This is a genomic window from Pseudomonas sp. GYB4201, assembly GCF_056312595.1.
In genome coordinates this window covers 457,812-476,745 of sequence record NZ_JBWGIG010000001.1, presented here as the reverse complement: position 1 = coordinate 476,745, position 18,934 = coordinate 457,812, and the positions used below count along the sequence as shown (strand labels likewise).

The following is an 18,934-nucleotide window of genomic DNA, read 5'->3' as shown; positions in this document are numbered from 1 at the left end:
GTGGATGAATCTGTACTGATCTACAACGGGGAGCGACCACATCTCTCCCTGAAATACAAAACGCCCGATGCGGTGCATCGGGCGTTTTGAGACTGAAAGAGGTGTAAACCTATTTCAGGACTAGACACTGCAGGGTTACGCCAGGTACCAGCGTTTATCCGACACGGTCCCCTGCAACGGCACGTCCCAACTGGCCTGCGCCAGCCGCTCCACCTTCTGGCACTCATGGGCCAGGCCCAGCAGCACCGGCTTGTGCCAGGCACCACGGCGGCTGCGGTAAGCCAGGCTGCGGTCGTAGAAGCCACCGCCCATGCCCAGCCGGCCACCCACTTCGTCAAAGCCCACCAGCGGCAGCAGGATCAGGTCCAGCGCCCAGATCACCCGTTGGCGTGCCGGGTTGATGTGCGGCTCGGGAATGCGGAAGCGGTTGCGACGATATGCCTCACCCGCGCGCACCTGCTGGAACACCATTTTGGTCCGTGGCCAGGCGCTGAGCACCGGCAAATAGGTTTTCTTGCCCCGGCGCTGGGCTTCGGCCAGCAGCAGGCGCGGGTCTATTTCGCTGTCGTTGGGCAGGTACAGGGCCACGTGGCGGGCGCGCCGGAACAGCGGGTGCTGGGCCAACTGGCGGTACAGCCCACGTGCGGCTTCACGTTGTTGCGCAGGGGTCAGTGCCCGTCGGGCATCGCGCAGCAGGCGGCGCAATTGAGGGCGTGAAAGCGGTGCGGATTCGGTCATGGCGAAGGCCATCCAGAAGCGCCCGGGCCGCGCGGGGCGGCGGGGCGGGTGCCCATGCCGGCAAGGCCTGGCAGGGGCAAGTAATGCGAGACTCCCCGACGAACCGCTGTCGGTGTAGCCCTTGAACCCGAAAGTTCAAGGTGGAGATTGCAGGAGGCGTTAAGGCTTTCCGTCAAGCGGACATGCGCACCGGCCTCAGCGTGCAACCCCCGTGGTTGTGCGTATCGGCTCAGGGACATGACCGACTGGCAAGCACTCCAGGGAGCGGCGCAAGTATACCCGAAACAATCAGAATGTTTCAGCCCCGGGTTTCATCCTGATCAGTGGCGAGCACCAGGTCGACGCGTTCGAGCAGGTCGCGGACCTGTTCGCGGGTGGAACCGCTGGCGGCGATGTCGGGGGTTTCCTGCTTGTGCAACAGGTCATGGGTAATGTTCAGTGCAGCCATCACAGCGATGCGGTCGGCGCCGATGACCTTGCCGCTGCTGCGGATCTCGCGCATCTTGCCGTCCAGGTAGCGCGCGGCGCTGACCAGGTTGCTGCGCTCCTCGGGAGGGCAAATGATCGAGTATTCCTTGTCGAGGATCTGAACAGTGACGCTATTGCTTGAACTCATGAGTCTTGCTCCAGGGCCTTGAGGCGCGAAATCATCGATTCGACCTTGTGCCGGGCGATTTCGTTTTTTTCTATGAGGTGTGCGCGCTCCTCGCGCCAGGATTTTTCCTGAGCTAGTAGGAGTCCGTTTTGGCGTTTTAGTTGCTCGACTCGGTCGATCAATTGCTCGAGTCGGCCCATCAGCGCTTGCAGGTCGTTCTGTTCCATGGGGTCCCGTTCGCTACAATCAGTGAGTGGCGCAAGGCCTTGCACGTTAACGAGTTGGCCGCGTCGATGGTCTTGGCGCGCCTGCCGGTGCTAGGATACAAGGTCTTCATTCTAGTCATTGCGCCGCCTGGCGCCTAGTTGCCATGTCTATTCAGAAATCCCCGTATCAAGGCTTTGCCGACCTGCTCAACGCTGGCGGTCACCCCGTTTCCCCTGCCGAGCTGCATGGCTTGCTGCTGGGCCGTAGCTGCGCTGGCGCCGACTTCGACGCCGAAGGCTGGCTGGCGGACGCCGCGCTGTCGCTGGACACCGAACCTGCCGACAACGTGCGCAACGCGCTGGTTGGCCTGCAGGCCATGGTCCAGGGCGAACTCACCGGCGAAGACGTGACCATCGTCATCCTGCTGCCTAGCGACGACGCCCCGCTGACCGAGCGTGCCACCGCCCTGGGCCAATGGTGCCAAGGCTTCCTCACCGGCTTCGGCCTGCACTCGGGTGGCAAGACCCTGAGCCAGGAAGCCCAGGAAATCCTCCAGGACATGGACGCCATTTCCCAGGTGCAGGAAGCGCTGGAAGAATCCGAAGACGCCGAAAGCGACTACATGGAAGTGATGGAATACCTGCGCGTGGCGCCGATGCTGCTGTTCACCGAGTGCGCCAAGCCAGTGGCGGCTGCCAAGCCTTCCCTGCACTGATGCGAAAAGGGGCCCACCTGTGCCAGTAATCCACATCCCGAAGTCGGAATATGCGCGACGGCGCAAGGCTCTGATGGCGCAGATGGAGCCCAACAGCATCGCCATCCTGCCGGCGGCCGCGGTGGCCATTCGCAACCGCGACGTGGAGCACGTGTACCGCCAGGACAGCGACTTCCAGTACCTGAGCGGCTTCCCCGAGCCCGAGGCGGTGATCGCCCTGATCCCCGGCCGCGAGCACGGCGAGTACGTGCTGTTCTGCCGCGAGCGCAACCCCGAGCGTGAGCTGTGGGATGGCCTGCGCGCCGGCCAGGAGGGCGCCATTCGCGACTACGGCGCCGACGATGCCTTCCCCATCACCGATATCGACGACATCCTGCCCGGCCTGATCGAAGGCCGCGACCGGGTGTACACGGCCATGGGCAGCAACACCGAATTCGACCGGCACCTGATGGAGTGGATCAACGTGATTCGCTCCAAGGCCGACCTGGGTTCGCAGCCGCCCGAAGAGTTCGTGGCGCTGGACCACCTGCTGCACGACATGCGCCTGTACAAGTCGGCCAACGAGGTGAAGGTCATGCGCCATGCCGCGCAGATCTCCGCCCGTGCCCACGTGCGCGCCATGCAGGCGTGCCGCGCCGGCCTGCACGAGTTCAGCCTGGAGGCCGAGCTGGACTACGAGTTCCGCAAGGGCGGGGCGAAGATGCCGGCCTATGGCTCCATCGTCGCCTCGGGCCGCAACAGCTGCATCCTCCACTACCAGGAGAACGACGCGCTGCTCAAGGACGGCGACCTGGTGCTGATCGACGCCGGCTGCGAGATCGACTGCTACGCCAGCGACATCACCCGCACCTTCCCGGTCAGCGGCGTGTTCTCGCCCGAGCAGAAGGCCATCTACGAGCTGGTGCTCAAGTCCCAGGAAGCAGCCTTTGCCGCCATCGGCCCGGACCGCCACTGGAACGAGGCCCACGAGGCCACCGTGCGGGTCATCACCCAAGGGCTGGTGGAACTGGGCCTGCTGGAAGGCGAGGTCAACGAGCTGATCGTCAACGAGGCCTACCGCGCCTTCTACATGCACCGTGCCGGGCACTGGCTGGGCATGGACGTGCACGACGTCGGCGACTACCGCGTGGGCGGCGAATGGCGCGTGCTGGAGCCGGGCATGACCCTGACGGTGGAGCCGGGCATCTACATCAGCCCCGACAACACCCGCGTGGCGAAGAAATGGCGCGGCATTGGCGTGCGCATCGAAGACGACGTGGTGGTGACCCGCAGTGGTTGCGACATCCTGACCGGCGACGTGCCCAAGACCGTCGCCGAAATCGAAGCCTTGATGGCTCAAGCACGTACCGAGGCCGCATGAACCGCGTCAATCTGGCAATCATCGGCGGCGGCCTGGTCGGCGCCAGCCTGGCCCTGGCCCTGCAGGCCGGCGCCAAGGCGCGCGGCTGGAAGATCATGCTGATCGAGCCGTTCGCCCCTGGCGACAGCTACCAGCCCAGCTACGACGCACGCTCTTCGGCGCTGTCGTTCGGCACCCGGCAGATCTACGAGCGCCTGGGCCTGTGGCAGCACATTCACCGCCGCGCCGAGCCGATCCGGCAAATCCACGTGTCGGACCGCGGGCGCTTTGGCGTCACCCGCCTGACCGCGTTGGAAGAAGGCGTGCCGGCCCTGGGCTATGTAGTGGAGAACGCCTGGCTGGGCCAATGCCTGTGGCAGGCGCTGGACCCAGAGGTGGTGAGCTGGCGCGTACCCGCCGAGGTCACCCGGCTGCAGGTGCGCGAGGACGGCTACCGCCTGACCCTCAACGATGACACCAGCCTGGACTGCGACCTGGCGGTGCTGGCCGATGGCGGCCGCTCCGGCCTGCGCGAGCAACTGGGCATCGGCGTGCGCCGCCGGCCCTATGACCAGAGCGCGCTGATCGCCAACATCAGCCCCAGCCAGCCCCATGAAGGCCTGGCGTTCGAACGCTTCACCGACGACGGCCCCATGGCCCTGCTGCCGCTGCCCGACAACCGCTGCGCGCTGGTGTGGACCCGCCAGGGCATGGACGCCCAGCGCCTGGCCGAGATCGACGAGCGCGCGTTCCTCAAGGAACTGCAAGGCGTGTTCGGCTACCGCCTGGGCACCTTGCAGCAGGTCGGCGTGCGCCACCTGTATCCGCTGACGCTGGTAGAGGCCGAAGAGCAGGTACGGCCACACCTGGTGGTGCTCGGCAACGCCGCCCACGCCCTGCACCCCATCGCCGGCCAGGGTTTCAACCTGTCGCTGCGGGACGTGCAGGCTCTGGCCGACACCCTGCTGGCCAGCCAGGCACCGCTGGGCGACTTCGCCACCTTGCAGCGCTACCGCGCCAGCCAGCGCGCCGACCAAGACCTGACCGTGGGCTTCTCCGACAAGGTCACCCGCCTGTTCGGTTCCTCCCAGCCGCTGGTGGCCGCCGGGCGCAACCTGGGCCTGCTGGGCCTGGACCTGCTACCGCCGGCCAAGCGCTGGTTCGCCCGCCAGGCCATGGGCCTGGGCACCCGCGCAGATATGCAGGGTTGAGCATGGCCGCGTCGTTTTACTCCCCCATCAACCCCGTGGAACAGGCTTGAAGCATGGAAATGCGTGCAGATCTGGTAGTAGTCGGCGCCGGCATGGTGGGCAGCGCCCTGGCCCTGGCGTTGCAGAACAGCGGCCTGGAAATCCTGGTGGTCGACGGCAGCCCCCTCAGCGTCAAGGCGTTCGACGCCCAGGCGCCGTTCGAACCGCGCGTCAGCGCCCTCTCGGCCGCCAGCCAGCGCGTGCTTGAGCGCCTGGGCGCCTGGCAGGGCATTGCCCGTCGTCGTGCCTGCGCCTACGGCGACATGAGCGTGTGGGATGGCAGCGGCACCGGCCACATTCACTTCAGCGCCGCCAGTGTGCATGCCGAAACCCTGGGCCACATCGTCGAGAACCGCGTGGTCCAGGATGCGCTGCTGGAGCAACTGCACGACAGCGACATCGGCCTGCTGGCCAACGCGCGCCTGGAACAGCTGCGCCGCTCCGGTGACGACTGGCTGCTGACCCTGGCCGACGGCCGCACCGTGCGTGCGCCGCTGGTGGTGGCCGCCGACGGCGCCCATTCCGCCGTGCGCCGCCTGGCCGGCTGCGAAACCCGTGAGTGGGATTACCTGCACCACGCCATCGTCACCAGCGTGCGCTGCGCGCAACCGCACCAGCGCACCGCCTGGCAGCGCTTCACCGACGACGGCCCGCTGGCCTTCCTGCCGCTGGAGCATGCCGACCAGCAGCACTGGTGCTCGATCGTCTGGTCAACCACGCCCAAGGAAGCCGAGCACCTGATGGCGCTGGACGACGACGCCTTCTGCGCCCAACTGGAGCGCGCCTTCGAAGGCCGCCTGGGTAAGGTCGAGCACGCCGACAAGCGCCTGTGCGTGCCGCTGCGCCAGCGCCACGCCAAGCGCTACGTGGCAGAAGGCCTGGTGCTGATCGGCGACGCCGCCCACACCATTCACCCACTGGCGGGGCAGGGCGTGAACCTGGGCTTCCTCGATGCCGCGGTGCTGGCCGAAGAGCTGCTGCACGCCAACGGCCGTGGCGAACGCCTGGCCGACGTGCGGGTGCTAAGCCGCTACGAACGCCGGCGCATGCCCCACAACCTGGCGTTGATGGCGGCCATGGAAGGCTTCGAGCGGCTGTTCCAGGCCGACCCGCTGCCGGTGCGCTGGTTGCGCAACAGCGGCCTCAAGTGGGTGGAGCAGATGCCCGAGGCCAAGGCGCTGTTCGTGCGCCAGGCCCTGGGTTTGAGCGGCGACCTGCCAGCCCTGGCAAAACCCCTGTAGCAGCGGCCACAGGCCGCGTCCAAGGCGCCGCGCTGTTCCCGGCACACCGCGGTGCCCCCCGGACGCCGCCTTCGGCGGCTGCTACAGGCGCCTACCCCGCACGCAACGTGGTTTCCGCCGCGTCCAAGGCGCGGCGCTGTTCCCGGTACCCCGCGGTGAACCCGGACGCCGCCTTCGGCAGCTGCTACAGGCGCCTACCCCGCAGGCAACGCGGTTTCCGCCGCGTCCAAGGCGCCGCGCTGTTCCCGGTACCCTGCGGTGAACCCGGACGCCGCCTTCGGCAGCTGCTACAGGCGCCTACCCCGCACGCAACGTGGTTTCCGTAGCAGCGGCCGCAGGCCGCGTCCAAGGCGCCGCGCTGTTCCCGGCACACCGCAGCGAACCCGGACGCCGCCTTCGGCAGCTGCTACAGGCGCCTACCCCGCGCGCAACGCGGTTTCCGTAGCAGCGGCCGCAGGCCGCGTCCAAGGCGCTGTTCCCGGTACCCTGCGGTGAACCCGGACGCCGCCTTCGGCAGCTGCTACAGGCGCCTACTCCGCACGCAACACGTTTTCCGCCGCGTCCAAGGCGCGGCGCTGTTCCCGGCACACCGCGGTGAACGCGGACGCCGCCTTCGGCGGCTGCTACGGGAACATGGGAACTTCCGGGAAACATCTGGAAACTTCTTGCTTTCGACTTCGATTGAGATGGCAAATGCGTTTCTCTACCATTTGCCTCTCATTCGATTTCGGGGTCTATTTCCATGCTGCCTTCCAAGCGCGTTTTCATCGCCCTGGCCCTCAGCCTGTTCGCCCATGAAGCTCGCGCCGCCGATGCAGTGGTGGTGTATTCCTCGCGTATCGACGAGCTGATCAAGCCGGTCTTCGATGCCTACACCGCCAAAACCGGGGTGCCGATCAAGTTCATCACCGACAAGGAAGCGCCGCTGATGCAGCGCATCAAGGCCGAGGGCGAGCACGCCACCGCTGACCTGCTGCTGACCGTCGACGCCGGCAACCTCTGGCAGGCCGAGCAGATGGGCATCCTGCAGCCGCTGCAATCGGGGGTCATCGACGCCAACATCCCGCCGCAGTACCGCGCCGCCAGCCATGAGTGGACCGGCCTGAGCCTGCGCGCGCGAACCATTGCCTACTCCACCGACCGGGTCAAACCCGCCGACCTGTCCACCTACGAGGCCCTGGCCGACAAGCAATGGGAAGGCCGCCTGTGCCTGCGCACGGCGAAGAAGGTCTACAACCAGTCGCTGACCGCCACGCTGATCGAGACCCACGGCGAGGCGCAGACCGAAGCCATCCTCAAGGGCTGGGTCAACAACCTGTCCACCGACGTGTTCTCCGACGACATCGCCGTGCTGCAGGCCATCAAGGCTGGCCAGTGCGACGTCGGCATCGTCAACACCTACTACTACGGGCGCCTGCACCGCCAGGACCCGCAGTTGCCAATCAAGCTGTTCTGGCCCAACCAGGAAGACCGTGGCGTGCACGTCAACCTGTCGGGCATCGGCCTGACGCGCCACGCGCCGCACCCCCAGGCCGCCAAGGCGTTGGTGGAATGGATGACCGGCCCCGAGGCGCAGAAGATCTTCGCCGACACCAACCAGGAATTCCCCGCCAACCCCAGCGTCGAGCCTTCGGCGGAAGTGGCGGGCTGGGGTACGTTCAAGGCCGACACCTTGCCGGTCGAGGTGGCGGGCAAGCGCCAGGCCGATGCCATTCGGCTGATGGACCGTGCCGGCTGGAACTGACCGGCCCGTGAACCAGCGCCGCTGGTACCTGCCGGTCTTCGCCATGGCAGCGCTGGTGCTGTTGCCGCTCAGTGTGCTGCTGTTGTCCTGGCAGAGCATCGACGCTGGCATCTGGCAGCACCTGTGGGCCACGCAGTTGCCACGCCTGCTGGGCAACACCCTGACCCTGCTGGTGGGCGTCGGCATCGGCGTGACCCTGCTGGGCGTGAGCCTGGCCTGGCTCACCAGCCTGTGCCAGTTTCCGGGCCGGCGCTGGCTGGACTGGGCGCTGATGCTGCCGTTCGCGATTCCCGCCTATGTGCTGGCCTTCGTCTTCGTCGGCCTGCTGGACTTCGCCGGGCCGGTGCAGACGCTGCTGCGCGAAGGGTTCGGCAGCGGCCTGCGGCTGCCGCGGGTGCGCTCCACCGGCGGCGTGATCATCGTGCTGGTGCTGGTGTTCTACCCGTACGTGTACCTGCTGGCGCGCACGGCGTTCCTGGCCCAGGGCCGTGGCCTGATGGAAGCGGCGCGGGTGTTGGGGCACACGCCCTGGCAAGCGTTCTGGCGCGTAGCCCTGCCCATGGCGCGGCCCGCCATCGGCGCCGGCATCGCCTTGGCGATGATGGAAACCCTGGCCGATTTCGGCGCCGTGGCGGTGTTCAATTTCGACACCTTCACCACCGCCATCTACAAGACCTGGTACGGCTTCTTCAGCCTGTCCAGCGCTGCGCAACTGGCCAGCCTGCTGTTGGTGGCGGTGGTGCTGGTGCTGTACGGCGAGCGCCGCGCCCGTGGCGCTGCCCATGCCGGCGGCGAGCGTGCGCGCGGGCACCTGCGCTACCGCCTGAGTGGCTGGAAGGCCATAGCGGCGGCCAGTTGGTGCGGCCTGGTGTTCGCCTGTGCGTTCGTGGTGCCGGTGGCGCAATTGCTGGTGTGGTGCTGGCAGCGCGGTCGTTTCGACCTGGATGAGCGTTACCTGGGGCTGGTTGTGCACACGCTGTACCTGGGCGTGCTGGCGGCGTTGGCGACCGTGGCCGTGGCCCTGCTGCTGGCGTTTGCGCGGCGCCAGGCGCCTGGCCGGGCCATCGGCGCCGGCGTGGGCCTGGCCAACCTGGGCTACGCGCTGCCGGGCTCGGTGCTGGCGGTGTCGATCATGCTGGCCTTCAGTTACCTGGACAAGGCGCTGGTCATTCCGCTGGCGGGGCGCCCGCTGCTGTTGGGTAGCCTGGCGGCGCTGCTGCTGGCCTACCTGGTGCGGTTCATGGCCGTGGCCTACGGCCCGCTTGAAAGCAGCCTGGCGAAAATTCGCCCGTCGCTGCCTGAAGCGTCCCGCAGCCTGGGCGTTGGCGGTGTACGGCTGTTCAACCGTGTGTACCTGCCGCTGCTGCTGCCGGGGGCACTGAGCGCGGCGCTGCTGGTGTTCGTCGACGTGCTCAAGGAAATGCCCGCTACGCTGTTGATGCGCCCCTTCGGCTGGGACACCCTCGCCGTGCGGGTGTTCGAGATGACCAGCGAAGGGGAGTGGGCCCGCGCTTCGCTGCCTGCCCTGACCCTGGTGCTGGTGGGCCTGTTGCCGGTGATCGGGCTGATTCGACGTTCGGCACGGCGTATCGGTCAAACCTGATGGCGCCTCTGCCCAGAGGTGTCAGGGCCGCGCCTTGCGGCTACAATGCGCGGCATTCGGCGCGGCCGGTCATTGTGATCTGGTCTTATAGGCACCCCGCAAAGCCCTGTTCCAGAGCCTTGCGGGTGGTTTGCCCAGTATGCGCGCCTTCGCCAAGCCCGGAAGGAGAAACCCATGGGACAGCGTACGCCTCTCTATGACCTGCATTTGGCGCTGGGCGCCAAGATGGTCGATTTTGGCGGTTGGGACATGCCCCTGCACTATGGATCGCAGGTCGAGGAACACCACCAGGTGCGCAGCGACTGTGGCGTGTTTGATGTATCGCACATGACCGTCATCGACATCGCCGGGCCCCAGGCCCAGGCCTTCCTCCAGCACCTGCTGGCCAACGACGTCGCGCGCCTTGAGGGCACTGGCGCGGCGCTGTACAGCGCCATGCTCGACGAGCGCGGTGGCATCGTCGACGACATGATCGTCTACCTGCTGGACGACGGTTACCGGCTGGTGGTCAACGCCGCCACCCGTGACCAAGACCTGGCCTGGATCGGCAAGGTCGCCGGCGGTTTCGACGTGCGCGTCAGCGAGCGCCCCGAGCTGGCGATGCTCGCCATCCAGGGCCCGCAGGCGCGGCATAAGGTCGCGCAGCTGGTGAGCCAGGCGCGCGCCAACCTGATCAATCAGCTCAAGCCATTCCAGGGCCTGCCCGACGGCGACTGGTTCATTGCCCGCACCGGCTACACCGGTGAAGATGGCCTGGAAATCGTCCTGCCCGCCGTCGAGGCGCCTGCGTTTTTCAACGACCTGGTAGGCGCCGGCATTGCCCCGATCGGCCTGGGAGCCCGGGATACGCTGCGTCTGGAGGCGGGCATGAACCTCTACGGCCAGGATATCGACCAGGCGCATTCGCCCCTGGTGTCGAACATGGCCTGGAGCATCGCCTGGGAGCCGGCCGGGCGAAACTTCATCGGCCGCCAGGCGCTTGAAGCTGAACGCGGCCAGGGCGCGAGGGAAAAACTGGTCGGGTTGGTGCTGGAAGAGCGTGGTGTATTACGTGCCCACCAGGTAGTTCGTATCGCAGAAATTGGCGAAGGGGAGATCACCAGTGGTAGTTTCTCACCTACGTTGAGCAAATCGATCGCCCTGGCGCGCGTTCCGATGGCCACCGCTGACCGTGCCGAGGTGGAAATCCGTGGCAAGTGGTACCCGGTACGGGTAGTACGACCCACGTTCGTGCGCCATGGCAAAACCCTGATCTGACTTTTGCGCGGGCCTGCCGCCGACCTGTTGAGGACAATAAAATCATGAGCAATATTCCTGCTGACCTGCGTTTTGCCGAAAGCCACGAGTGGGCGCGCCTGGAAGCCGACGGCAGCGTGACCGTGGGTATCTCCGACCACGCCCAGGAAGCCCTGGGTGACGTGGTATTCGTGGAACTGACCGAAGTGGGCAAAGTGTTCGCCGCAGGCGATGCCGCTGGCGTGGTTGAATCGGTGAAGGCCGCTTCCGACATCTACTCGCCGGTATCGGGCGAAGTGATCGCCATCAACGAAGAACTGGCCGACAGCCCAGAATTGCTCAACGAAGAACCCTACAGGGCCTGGATCTTCAAACTGAAGCCAAGCAGCCCGGCCGAGCTGGACAAGCTCCTGGACGCCGCTGGTTACAAAGCCGCCATCGGCGAGTAACCAAGTTCCCGGCACGGGCGGCATTCTCTTTCTAGACTGAACAGGCCTCGACCCATCGAGGCCCGTCATGTCTCGGAAAAGAGAGCCGCCATGTCCCGGTTGCCAACGCTGCGCGAACTGCAAGACCCCGACGCCTTCCCTCGCCGCCACCTCGGCCCCGATGCCGCGGAACAGCGCGCCATGCTCGAAGCCCTGGGCCTGGCCAGCCGTGACCAGTTGATCGAACAGACGGTGCCGCCCAGCATCCGCTTCAACCGCCCCCTGGACCTGCCGCCGGCGCTGGACGAAACCGCTGCCCTGGCGAAACTGCGCGGCCACGCCCAGCAGAACGAGGTGTGGACCAGCCTCATCGGCCTGGGCTACCACGGCACCCTCACCCCGGCGGTCATCTTGCGCAACGTGCTGGAGAACCCCGGCTGGTACACCGCCTATACCCCGTATCAACCGGAAATCGCCCAGGGCCGCCTGGAAGCGCTGCTCAACTTCCAGCAGATGATCATCGACCTCACCGGGCTGGAGCTGGCCAACGCCTCGCTGCTGGACGAAGCCACCGCCGCTGCCGAGGCCATGGCCCTGGCGCGGCGGGTCAGCAAGTCCAAGAGCCCACGCTTCTTTGTCGACAGCAATTGCCACCCGCAGACCATCTCGGTGGTGCAGACCCGTGCCGAAGGCTTTGGCATCGAGTTGGTCATCGATGCCGTGGACAACCTCGCCAGCCACGATGTGTTTGGCGCCTTGCTGCAATACCCCGACACCCATGGCGAAGTGCGCGACCTGCGCCCCTTGATCGAGCAACTGCACGCCCGCCAGGCCATCGCCTGCGTGGCCGCCGACCTGCTGAGCCTGCTGGTGCTCACGCCTCCAGGGGAGATGGGCGCCGACGTGGTGCTGGGCTCCACCCAGCGCTTCGGCGTGCCCATGGGCTATGGCGGGCCCCACGCGGCGTATTTCGCCAGCCGCGACGAGTACAAGCGCGCGATCCCGGGGCGCATCATCGGCGTCTCCAAAGACGCCCGCGGCAACGTGGCCTTGCGCATGGCCCTGCAAACCCGCGAGCAGCACATCCGCCGCGAGAAGGCCAACTCCAACATCTGCACCGCCCAGGTGTTGCTGGCCAACATCGCCGCGTTCTACGCCGTGTACCACGGCCCTGTCGGCTTGCGGCGCATTGCCCAGCGCGTGCACCGGCTCACGCAAATCCTGGCGGCAGGGCTTGAGCGCAAAGGCATCAGCCGAGTCAACCAGCACTTCTTCGACACTCTCACCCTGGACGTTGGCGGCGCGCAGACGGCGATCATCGACAGTGCCCAGGCGGCGCGGGTGAACCTGCGGATCCTGGGGCGCGGCCACGTCGGGCTGAGCCTCGACGAAGCCTGCGACGAGGCCACGGTGCGGGTGTTATGGGACATCCTGCTGGGCGCCGACCACGGGCTGGAGGTGGCGGCGCTGGACGCTGAAAGCCTGCCTGCAGGCGTTCCGGCGGCGCTTGAGCGAGCGTCCGGCTACCTCAGCCACCCGGTGTTCAACCTGCACCACAGCGAAACCGAGATGCTGCGCTACCTCAAGCAGCTGGAAAACAAGGACCTGGCGCTGAACCAGTCGATGATCCCGCTGGGCTCCTGCACCATGAAGCTCAACGCCACCAGCGAGATGATCCCCATCACCTGGCCGCAGTTCGCCAACCTGCACCCCTTCGCGCCCACCGAGCAGGCGCGCGGCTACAAGGCCATGATCGACGAGCTGGAGCAGTGGTTGTGCGCCATCACCGGCTTCGATGCCATCTGCATGCAGCCCAATTCCGGCGCCCAGGGCGAGTACGCGGGGCTGCTGGCCATCCGCAAGTACCACGAGAGCCGCCACCAGGGGCAGCGCAACATCTGCCTGATCCCGGCGTCGGCCCACGGCACCAACCCGGCCTCGGCGCAGATGGCCAGCATGCAGGTGGTGATCGTCGAATGCGACGAGGCCGGCAACGTCGACCTCGATGACCTCAAGGCCAAGGCCCAGGCCGCCGGCGACAAGCTCTCCTGCCTGATGGCCACCTACCCCTCCACCCACGGGGTGTACGAGGAAGGCATCGTCGAGATCTGCCAGGTGATCCACCAGCACGGCGGCCAGGTGTACATGGACGGCGCCAACCTCAACGCCCAGGTGGGCCTGGCGCGGCCGGCCGACATTGGCGCCGACGTGTCGCACATGAACCTGCACAAGACCTTCTGCATCCCCCATGGCGGCGGTGGCCCGGGCATGGGCCCGATCGGCGTGCGCGCACACCTGGCGCCGTTCGTCGCCAACCACCCGGTGGTGCCCATCGACGGGCCGCTGCCGAACAACGGCGCCGTCAGCGCCGCGCCCTGGGGCAGCGCCAGCATCCTGCCCATCAGCTGGATGTACATCGCCATGATGGGGCCGCAGCTGGTGGACGCCACCGAGGTGGCGATCCTGTCGGCGAACTACCTGGCACAACAGCTGGGCGGGGCTTTCCCGGTGCTGTACAGCGGGCGCAATGGCCGCGTGGCGCACGAGTGCATCCTCGACCTGCGGCCGCTGAAGGCGCAGACCGGCATCACCGAGGAGGACGTGGCCAAGCGCCTGATGGACTACGGCTTCCATGCGCCGACCATGTCGTTCCCGGTACCGGGTACGCTGATGATCGAGCCTACCGAGAGCGAGTCCAAGGCTGAGCTGGACCGGTTCGTCGAGGCCATGCTCAGCATTCGCGCGGAAATCGCCCAGGTCGCCAATGGCCATTGGCCGGCCGAGGACAACCCGCTCAAGCGCGCGCCACACACCCTGGCCGACATCACCGCGCCGTGGGAGCGCCCGTACCCCATCGCCCAGGCGATAACCCCCAGCGGTCACACGCAGGCGCACAAATACTGGCCAGCGGTGAACCGGGTCGACAACGTATATGGGGATAGAAACCTGTACTGCGCCTGCGTGCCGGTAGACGACTACCGAACCCCGTAGCAGCTGCCGCCAGGCTGCGTCCGCGATGTTGGCCCGGACGCGGCCTGGCGGCAGCGGCTACAGAGGCTTATTCGCCGGCTGGCTCGGCGCCCTTGATCAGAATGGCGTTGGCCAATTCCATGTCCGACGCCTTCAGGCCTGGGTTGTCGGTGCGCACCTGCTGCATCGCGGCCTCAAGGTACGGGCCCTTGATGCTGCCGTTGCTCGCCACGTAGCTGCCAGCGTCGTCCTGGGCGGCGACGATCAGCTTGTGGTGGCGGAACGTGAGGTAAGTGGAACCGGTGGTTGCACCAGAGGACAGTACGTCTCTCAGGAAATCCCCGGCCATGGCGGAGCCGACCGGTACCGAGAGCAGGGCGAGCGTTACGACGGCAGTTTTGAGACGCATGATGGGTGACTCCGACAGGATTTGTTCATGATTTGGATTCTCAAGCCTGAAGCGGAGTTCCCGATAGCGGCGGTTCTATTTCAAATCATTTCTTGGAGTCACCCTCAGCACTTCCTCGACGGTGGTCAGCCCGGCGGCGATCTTCTGCGCGCCAGACAGGCGCAAGGTGCGCATGCCCTCCATCACGGCCCGGCGCTTGAGCGCTGCCAGGTCGGTCTCGGCCTGAATATGCGCCTTCACCGTGTCGGTCATCTGCATGATCTCGTACACCCCGGCACGGCCACGAAACCCGGTGTCCCGGCATTCGTTGCAGCCGATGGCGCGGTACGCGGTGGCCGGCAACGGCGCCTGCCAGGGCCGGGTCAGCGTCTGCCAGTCTTCCTCGCCGAGGGGCTGTGGGGCCTTGCAGTGCGGGCACAGGGTGCGTACCAGGCGCTGGGCCATCACCCCCAGCAGCGTCGCCTTGATCAAGTAGTGGGGCACACCCAGCTCGAGCAGCCGGCTGATGGCGCTGGGGGCGTCGTTGGTGTGCAGGGTGGAGAGCACCAGGTGCCCGGTAAGCGCAGCCTGCACGGCCATCTCGGCGGTCTCCAGGTCGCGGATCTCGCCGATCATGATGATGTCCGGGTCCTGGCGCATCAGCGCGCGCACGCCGCTGGCGAAGGTCAGATTGATGTTGGCTTGCACCTGCATCTGGTTGAACGCCGGCTCCACCATCTCGATGGGGTCCTCGATGGTGCACAGGTTGACCTGGGGCGTGGCCAGCCGCTTGAGGGTGGTGTACAGGGTGGTGGTCTTGCCCGACCCCGTGGGGCCGGTCACCAGGATGATGCCGTTGGGCTGGCTGATCATGTCTTCCCAACGGCGCAGGTCCTCGGCGCCGAAGCCCAGCGCATGGAAGTCCTTGAGCAGCACCTGGGGGTCGAAGATGCGCATCACCATCTTCTCGCCAAACGCGGTGGGCAGCGTCGACAAGCGCAGTTCCACCTCGCCGCCGTCCGGGGTCTTGGTCTTGACCCGGCCGTCCTGGGGTTTGCGTTTTTCGGCGACGTTCATCCGCCCCAGGCTTTTCAGGCGGCTGACGATGGCCATGGTCACCTGGGGCGGGAATTGATACACGTTGTGCAGGATGCCGTCGATGCGGAAGCGCACCGTGCCCTGCTCGCGCCGTGGTTCGATGTGGATATCGCTGGCGCGCTGCTGGAAGGCGTACTGAAACAGCCAGTCGACGATGTTGACGATGTGCGCGTCGTTGGCGTCGGGCTCCTGGTCGCTGGCGCCCAGGTTCAGCAACTGTTCGAAGTTGCCCGGGCTGGTGCCGCGCTGGTCGGTGCTGTTGGCGCCGCTGACCGAGCGTGCCAGGCGGTAGAACTCCACGGTCAGGTGCTGGATTTCCACCGGGTTGGCGACCACGCGTTTGATCTTGCGCTTGAGCACATGGGTCAGGTCGGCTTCCCAGGCGCTCACGTACGGCTGGGCGCTGGCCACGGTGACGGTGGTGCGCGACACGTCCACGGCCAGGATACGGTGTCGTTGGGCAAAGCCGTAGGACATCAGGGGCGTCAGCGCCGCCACGTCGATTTTCAGTGGGTCGATGCGCAGGTAGGGTTGGCCGGCCTGCTGCGCCAGCCACAAGGTGAGTTGTTCCAGTTCCAGCGCCTTGCCTGGGCGACTGCGGTCGTCCAGTTGCTGGCTGGCGATGAATTCGAGCGGGTGCAGCTGGGTGTTGTGCAACGCCCGGCGTGCGGCCATGGCGTGTTCAGCCGAATCCTGGCTGATGAAACCCTGGTCCACCAGGTCGCGCAACAGTTCGTTCAGATCCAGCCAGCGGTCCTCAATGACGGTGACGACGGACATGCGGGCTCCTTGAATCGGTCTACAACGCCCAGGCAGGAAAAGTGCGCCTGAGCGTCAAAGGTAGACCGGGGAAACCCGATGATGTTGCCGGTGCCGTGGGGAAAAAGTTTCAAGGCCTTGCAGGCCTTCAGCCAGCTGCGGCGAAGCCCTGGCTGGCCGCTGGCTGCAGCTCCACCGACAACACGCAGATGAGGTTGAGTATTTTGTTGCCGATGACTTCGGCGCGATGCCAGCTGAGCCCGTCGATGCTCAGGTCGACGTGCAGCAGGTCGTCCTCGCGTACCACGTTCAGGGCCAGCGGGGTCAGGTACTGCATCGCGAACAGGTTCAGCACGCGGCACAGGCTGTCGGGCTCGGCCTCGGCAACCAGCTGGTAACGCACGCAAGTGGTGGCCTGGTGCGGGCTCCAGGTGTCGCTGCGGGCAGGCAAATGGGCTTCGTGGGCAGTCATGGCTGGGCTCCTGGAACGATGGGCACAGTTTTCCATGACGAGCGGGGTATTTCTTGCCTCAATCAGTCGCATAATGGCGATAGGCGAATCATGCGATTCGCATGAACGTCGAAATGGAATAATTTTATGCACAGCGAGCTGGATAACTACGACCGGCGCATCCTTGCCCTGCTGCAGGAGGACGCTTCGCTTTCCAGTGCGCAGATTGCCGAGCAGGTGGGGTTGTCGCAGTCGCCCTGCTGGCGACGGATACAGCGGCTGAAGGAAGAGGGGGTGATTCGCGGGCAGGTGACGCTGCTGGACCGCAAGAAAATCGGCCTCAACACGCAGATTTTCGCCGAGGTGAAACTCAACGCCCACGGCCGTTCCAACTTCACTGAATTCACCGACGCGATACGCGGCTTTCCGGAAGTGCTGGAGTGTTATGTGCTGATGGGGTCGGTGGACTTTCTGCTGCGCATCGTGACCCCGGACATCGAGGCCTACGAGCGGTTCTTCTTTGAAAAACTGTCGTTGGTGCCGGGCATCCAGGAGGTGAACTCGACCGTGGCATTATCCGAGATCAAGTCCACCACCAGCCTGCCAGTGCTGCGCTAACCCGTAGCAGCTGCCGCAGGCTGCGTCACGGCCAACGCGGTACGTCAGGCATACCGCGGCGCCGGTGACGCGGCCTTTGGGCCGCTGCTACGGGTTATTTGCGCAGGATCTGCTTCCAGGCGCGGCACTGGGTGACGGTCAGCGCCTGGTGCACGCGCGCTTCCAGCACTTCGTCGCTGATGTCGGTGTCGGCCAGTTGGTGCAGCTTGTTCAGCTCACCGTACAGGCGGTCCACTTCCGGCAGGTCCAGCACGTTGCGCGCGTGGTGCAGCCAGGCCTGGATGCGCTCGATGCGCGGCAGCTGCTCGGCCAGGTCTTCAGGCTGTTGCTGGTAGCGGCCCAGTTGCAACGCGGCGGCTTCTTCGGCGAGGAAGTGGCTCAGCCAGTTGATCAGCTGCGCGGCGCCCTGGCGGTTGCCACGGTTGTTGCGCTCTACGGTCCAGGCACGGGCCATCAGCCAGCGCGAGGTGTTCAGCGAGAACAGGCCCCAGCGGGTGTCCTGCAGCTCTTCGATGAACTGCTCGGGGGCGGCCTGGCGCACGTCCTCGTCTTCCTGGCCGGCCTGCACCAGCGGGCGCCAGTCTTCCAGCAGGGCGTCCAGGCTCACACGCAGCTCGTGGGTGGTGCTGCGGGGGGCAGCCTGGCCGAGGCTGCCGGCCAGGGCGCGCAGTTCGATCAGTTGCGCCACCCAGTCTTGCAGCAGGCGCCAGTGGCCGTTGAAGCGGTACTGCTCGGCCAGGCGCTGGCTGCTGCCCAGCAGGTGCCAGGCCAGGGCGGTGAACGCGTCGTCCAGGCTCATTTCGGCGTTCAGCTCTGGCGCCGGCAGGCTCAGGGCGTAGCTGCCCGGCTCGGCCAGGCGGTAGCCGCGCTCGGCCTTGCTGATGTCACAGGGCATCAGCGGCAGCTTGATGGCCAGTTCCGCGGCCAGCTCCAGCAGGGCGGCCGGCTCGCCTTCGCGCAGCTCCAGCTCCAGCTCGCAGATTTCTTCGGACTGCTTGCCGACAATGACCTTGCCCAGGTCCAGGGCCGCCTCGATCACCACCTTGGCCTTGCCGCGGCCCCAGGCGATTTCCGCGCGTTCGCGGACGAAGTCGGTGGTGAACACCGGTTTGATGGTTTTCTTGTCCAGCTCGGCCAGTTCTTCCGGCCAGCATTCGCCGTCCAGCTTCTTCAGGTCCAGCTTGGCCTTGGTCAGGTCCCAGTTGTACTCGTTGCGCTCGGACAGGCCGGCAACGCTCTGGCCGCGGGTTTTCAGGGTCTGGATGATTTCATCGCCGTCCTTGCGCAGGCGCAGGGCAACCTTGGCGCCGGCCAGTTCGCCGGTGGGGGTGTCGAAATACTGATTGAACAGCTCACGGCGTTCCCAGCCACTCTTGTTGCGCTTTTTCAGCAACGGGTGTTCGCGCAGTTCAGCCAGGGTTTCGGGGCTGACGCGCAGTTTGATTTCGGTTTCTTTTTGCATGGCGGGAGAATCCAGGCGCTGTTCTGATAGGAGCGCAGATGACTGCTAAGGCCGTGCAGTGTACAGGACTAGCATCCCGGCGGTTTATTCTC

The 18,934-nt window shown here is 66.1% G+C and carries 17 protein-coding genes and 1 other RNA gene; 10 read left to right on the top strand and 8 right to left on the bottom strand.

What is annotated here, in order from left to right; genetic code table 11:
* Positions 1-135: 135 nt before the first annotated feature.
* The 4 genes from AC0Z2B_RS02150 to AC0Z2B_RS02135 all read right to left on the bottom strand — a co-directional run bounded on the left by AC0Z2B_RS02150 (position 136) and on the right by AC0Z2B_RS02135 (position 1,560).
* On the bottom strand, positions 136-738 hold the full coding sequence (locus AC0Z2B_RS02150; protein ID WP_416421910.1) for a 5-formyltetrahydrofolate cyclo-ligase: 603 nt from the start codon (positions 736-738) through the stop codon (positions 136-138).
* 88 nt (positions 739-826) lie between these two features.
* Positions 827-1,005, bottom strand: a non-coding RNA gene (gene ssrS, locus AC0Z2B_RS02145) — 6S RNA.
* 31 nt (positions 1,006-1,036) lie between these two features.
* A complete protein-coding gene (locus tag AC0Z2B_RS02140; protein ID WP_416421911.1) occupies positions 1,037-1,354 on the bottom strand; it encodes a cell division protein ZapA in 318 nt (105 codons plus the stop codon).
* Positions 1,351-1,560 (bottom strand): TIGR02449 family protein, encoded by a 210-nt coding sequence (locus tag AC0Z2B_RS02135; RefSeq protein WP_081719218.1) that lies wholly within the window; start codon positions 1,558-1,560, stop codon positions 1,351-1,353. The genes AC0Z2B_RS02140 and AC0Z2B_RS02135 overlap by 4 nt, the downstream gene beginning before the upstream one ends.
* Before the next feature lie 143 nt (positions 1,561-1,703).
* Between AC0Z2B_RS02135 and AC0Z2B_RS02130 the strand changes: the two genes are divergently transcribed.
* From AC0Z2B_RS02130 to gcvP, 9 genes are all read left to right on the top strand, one after another.
* Complete coding sequence (locus AC0Z2B_RS02130) at positions 1,704-2,255, top strand: YecA/YgfB family protein (protein WP_476294923.1); 552 nt, start codon at positions 1,704-1,706, stop codon at positions 2,253-2,255.
* Positions 2,256-2,274: 19 nt separating this feature from the next.
* A complete protein-coding gene (gene pepP / locus AC0Z2B_RS02125) occupies positions 2,275-3,615 on the top strand; it encodes a Xaa-Pro aminopeptidase (protein WP_476294922.1) in 1,341 nt (446 codons plus the stop codon).
* Entirely contained in the window at positions 3,612-4,805 is a 1,194-nt protein-coding gene (gene ubiH, locus AC0Z2B_RS02120; RefSeq protein ID WP_473005085.1) for a 2-octaprenyl-6-methoxyphenyl hydroxylase, read from the top strand. The genes pepP and ubiH overlap by 4 nt, the downstream gene beginning before the upstream one ends.
* Before the next feature lie 59 nt (positions 4,806-4,864).
* The gene (locus tag AC0Z2B_RS02115) at positions 4,865-6,085 is read left to right on the top strand and encodes a 2-octaprenyl-3-methyl-6-methoxy-1,4-benzoquinol hydroxylase (RefSeq protein WP_416427520.1); all 1,221 of its coding nucleotides are present in this window, start codon (positions 4,865-4,867) and stop codon (positions 6,083-6,085) included.
* 742 nt (positions 6,086-6,827) lie between these two features.
* Positions 6,828-7,829 carry an extracellular solute-binding protein gene (locus AC0Z2B_RS02110; protein WP_476294921.1) on the top strand — a complete coding sequence of 334 codons (1,002 nt, stop codon included), beginning with the start codon at positions 6,828-6,830 and terminating at the stop codon, positions 7,827-7,829.
* Positions 7,830-7,872: 43 nt separating this feature from the next.
* The gene (locus tag AC0Z2B_RS02105) at positions 7,873-9,432 is read left to right on the top strand and encodes an ABC transporter permease (RefSeq protein ID WP_476294927.1); all 1,560 of its coding nucleotides are present in this window, start codon (positions 7,873-7,875) and stop codon (positions 9,430-9,432) included.
* 174 nt (positions 9,433-9,606) lie between these two features.
* On the top strand, positions 9,607-10,689 hold the full coding sequence (gcvT, locus tag AC0Z2B_RS02100; RefSeq protein WP_476294920.1) for a glycine cleavage system aminomethyltransferase GcvT: 1,083 nt from the start codon (positions 9,607-9,609) through the stop codon (positions 10,687-10,689).
* A 44-nt stretch (positions 10,690-10,733) separates the two neighbouring features.
* Positions 10,734-11,117, top strand: coding sequence for a glycine cleavage system protein GcvH (gene gcvH / locus AC0Z2B_RS02095; RefSeq protein WP_476294919.1), 384 nt, complete (start codon positions 10,734-10,736; stop codon positions 11,115-11,117).
* Positions 11,118-11,207: 90 nt separating this feature from the next.
* Positions 11,208-14,087: an aminomethyl-transferring glycine dehydrogenase gene (gcvP, locus tag AC0Z2B_RS02090; protein ID WP_476294918.1), complete on the top strand. Its 2,880-nt coding sequence runs from the start codon at positions 11,208-11,210 to the stop codon at positions 14,085-14,087.
* Between the two features lie 67 nt (positions 14,088-14,154).
* On the opposite strand, the gene AC0Z2B_RS02085 is transcribed toward gcvP, so the two are convergent.
* The 3 genes from AC0Z2B_RS02085 to AC0Z2B_RS02075 form a co-directional block, all read right to left on the bottom strand.
* Positions 14,155-14,475 (bottom strand): DUF2388 domain-containing protein, encoded by a 321-nt coding sequence (locus tag AC0Z2B_RS02085; RefSeq protein WP_416421919.1) that lies wholly within the window; start codon positions 14,473-14,475, stop codon positions 14,155-14,157.
* A 75-nt stretch (positions 14,476-14,550) separates the two neighbouring features.
* On the bottom strand, positions 14,551-16,332 hold the full coding sequence (gene tfpB, locus AC0Z2B_RS02080) for a type IV pilus assembly ATPase TfpB (protein WP_476294917.1): 1,782 nt from the start codon (positions 16,330-16,332) through the stop codon (positions 14,551-14,553).
* Positions 16,333-16,459: 127 nt separating this feature from the next.
* Positions 16,460-16,783, bottom strand: coding sequence for a hypothetical protein (locus tag AC0Z2B_RS02075; protein ID WP_476294916.1), 324 nt, complete (start codon positions 16,781-16,783; stop codon positions 16,460-16,462).
* 126 nt (positions 16,784-16,909) lie between these two features.
* Here AC0Z2B_RS02075 and AC0Z2B_RS02070 point away from each other — a divergent pair, with 126 nt between their 5' ends.
* Entirely contained in the window at positions 16,910-17,380 is a 471-nt protein-coding gene (locus tag AC0Z2B_RS02070; RefSeq protein ID WP_476294915.1) for an Lrp/AsnC family transcriptional regulator, read from the top strand.
* A 94-nt stretch (positions 17,381-17,474) separates the two neighbouring features.
* On the opposite strand, the gene AC0Z2B_RS02065 is transcribed toward AC0Z2B_RS02070, so the two are convergent.
* Complete coding sequence (locus AC0Z2B_RS02065) at positions 17,475-18,842, bottom strand: CYTH domain-containing protein (protein ID WP_476294914.1); 1,368 nt, start codon at positions 18,840-18,842, stop codon at positions 17,475-17,477.
* Positions 18,843-18,934 lie beyond the last annotated feature (92 nt).

Bases quoted from the DNA above. Each gene is read 5' to 3' on its own strand.
- AC0Z2B_RS02130 (WP_476294923.1), top strand. From the start codon at position 1,704: ATGTCTATTCAGAAATCCCCGTATCAAGGCTTTGCCGACCTGCTCAAC.
- gcvH (WP_476294919.1), top strand. From the start codon at position 10,734: ATGAGCAATATTCCTGCTGACCTGCGTTTTGCCGAAAGCCACGAGTGG.
- AC0Z2B_RS02085 (WP_416421919.1), bottom strand. From the start codon at position 14,475: ATGCGTCTCAAAACTGCCGTCGTAACGCTCGCCCTGCTCTCGGTACCG.
- AC0Z2B_RS02110 (WP_476294921.1), top strand. From the start codon at position 6,828: ATGCTGCCTTCCAAGCGCGTTTTCATCGCCCTGGCCCTCAGCCTGTTC.
- AC0Z2B_RS02070 (WP_476294915.1), top strand. From the start codon at position 16,910: ATGCACAGCGAGCTGGATAACTACGACCGGCGCATCCTTGCCCTGCTG.
- AC0Z2B_RS02150 (WP_416421910.1), bottom strand. From the start codon at position 738: ATGACCGAATCCGCACCGCTTTCACGCCCTCAATTGCGCCGCCTGCTG.
- AC0Z2B_RS02140 (WP_416421911.1), bottom strand. From the start codon at position 1,354: ATGAGTTCAAGCAATAGCGTCACTGTTCAGATCCTCGACAAGGAATAC.
- AC0Z2B_RS02105 (WP_476294927.1), top strand. From the start codon at position 7,873: ATGGCAGCGCTGGTGCTGTTGCCGCTCAGTGTGCTGCTGTTGTCCTGG.
- ubiH (WP_473005085.1), top strand. From the start codon at position 3,612: ATGAACCGCGTCAATCTGGCAATCATCGGCGGCGGCCTGGTCGGCGCC.
- AC0Z2B_RS02135 (WP_081719218.1), bottom strand. From the start codon at position 1,560: ATGGAACAGAACGACCTGCAAGCGCTGATGGGCCGACTCGAGCAATTG.
- gcvP (WP_476294918.1), top strand. From the start codon at position 11,208: ATGTCCCGGTTGCCAACGCTGCGCGAACTGCAAGACCCCGACGCCTTC.
- AC0Z2B_RS02115 (WP_416427520.1), top strand. From the start codon at position 4,865: ATGCGTGCAGATCTGGTAGTAGTCGGCGCCGGCATGGTGGGCAGCGCC.
- AC0Z2B_RS02075 (WP_476294916.1), bottom strand. From the start codon at position 16,783: ATGACTGCCCACGAAGCCCATTTGCCTGCCCGCAGCGACACCTGGAGC.
- tfpB (WP_476294917.1), bottom strand. From the start codon at position 16,332: ATGTCCGTCGTCACCGTCATTGAGGACCGCTGGCTGGATCTGAACGAA.
- gcvT (WP_476294920.1), top strand. From the start codon at position 9,607: ATGGGACAGCGTACGCCTCTCTATGACCTGCATTTGGCGCTGGGCGCC.
- AC0Z2B_RS02065 (WP_476294914.1), bottom strand. From the start codon at position 18,842: ATGCAAAAAGAAACCGAAATCAAACTGCGCGTCAGCCCCGAAACCCTG.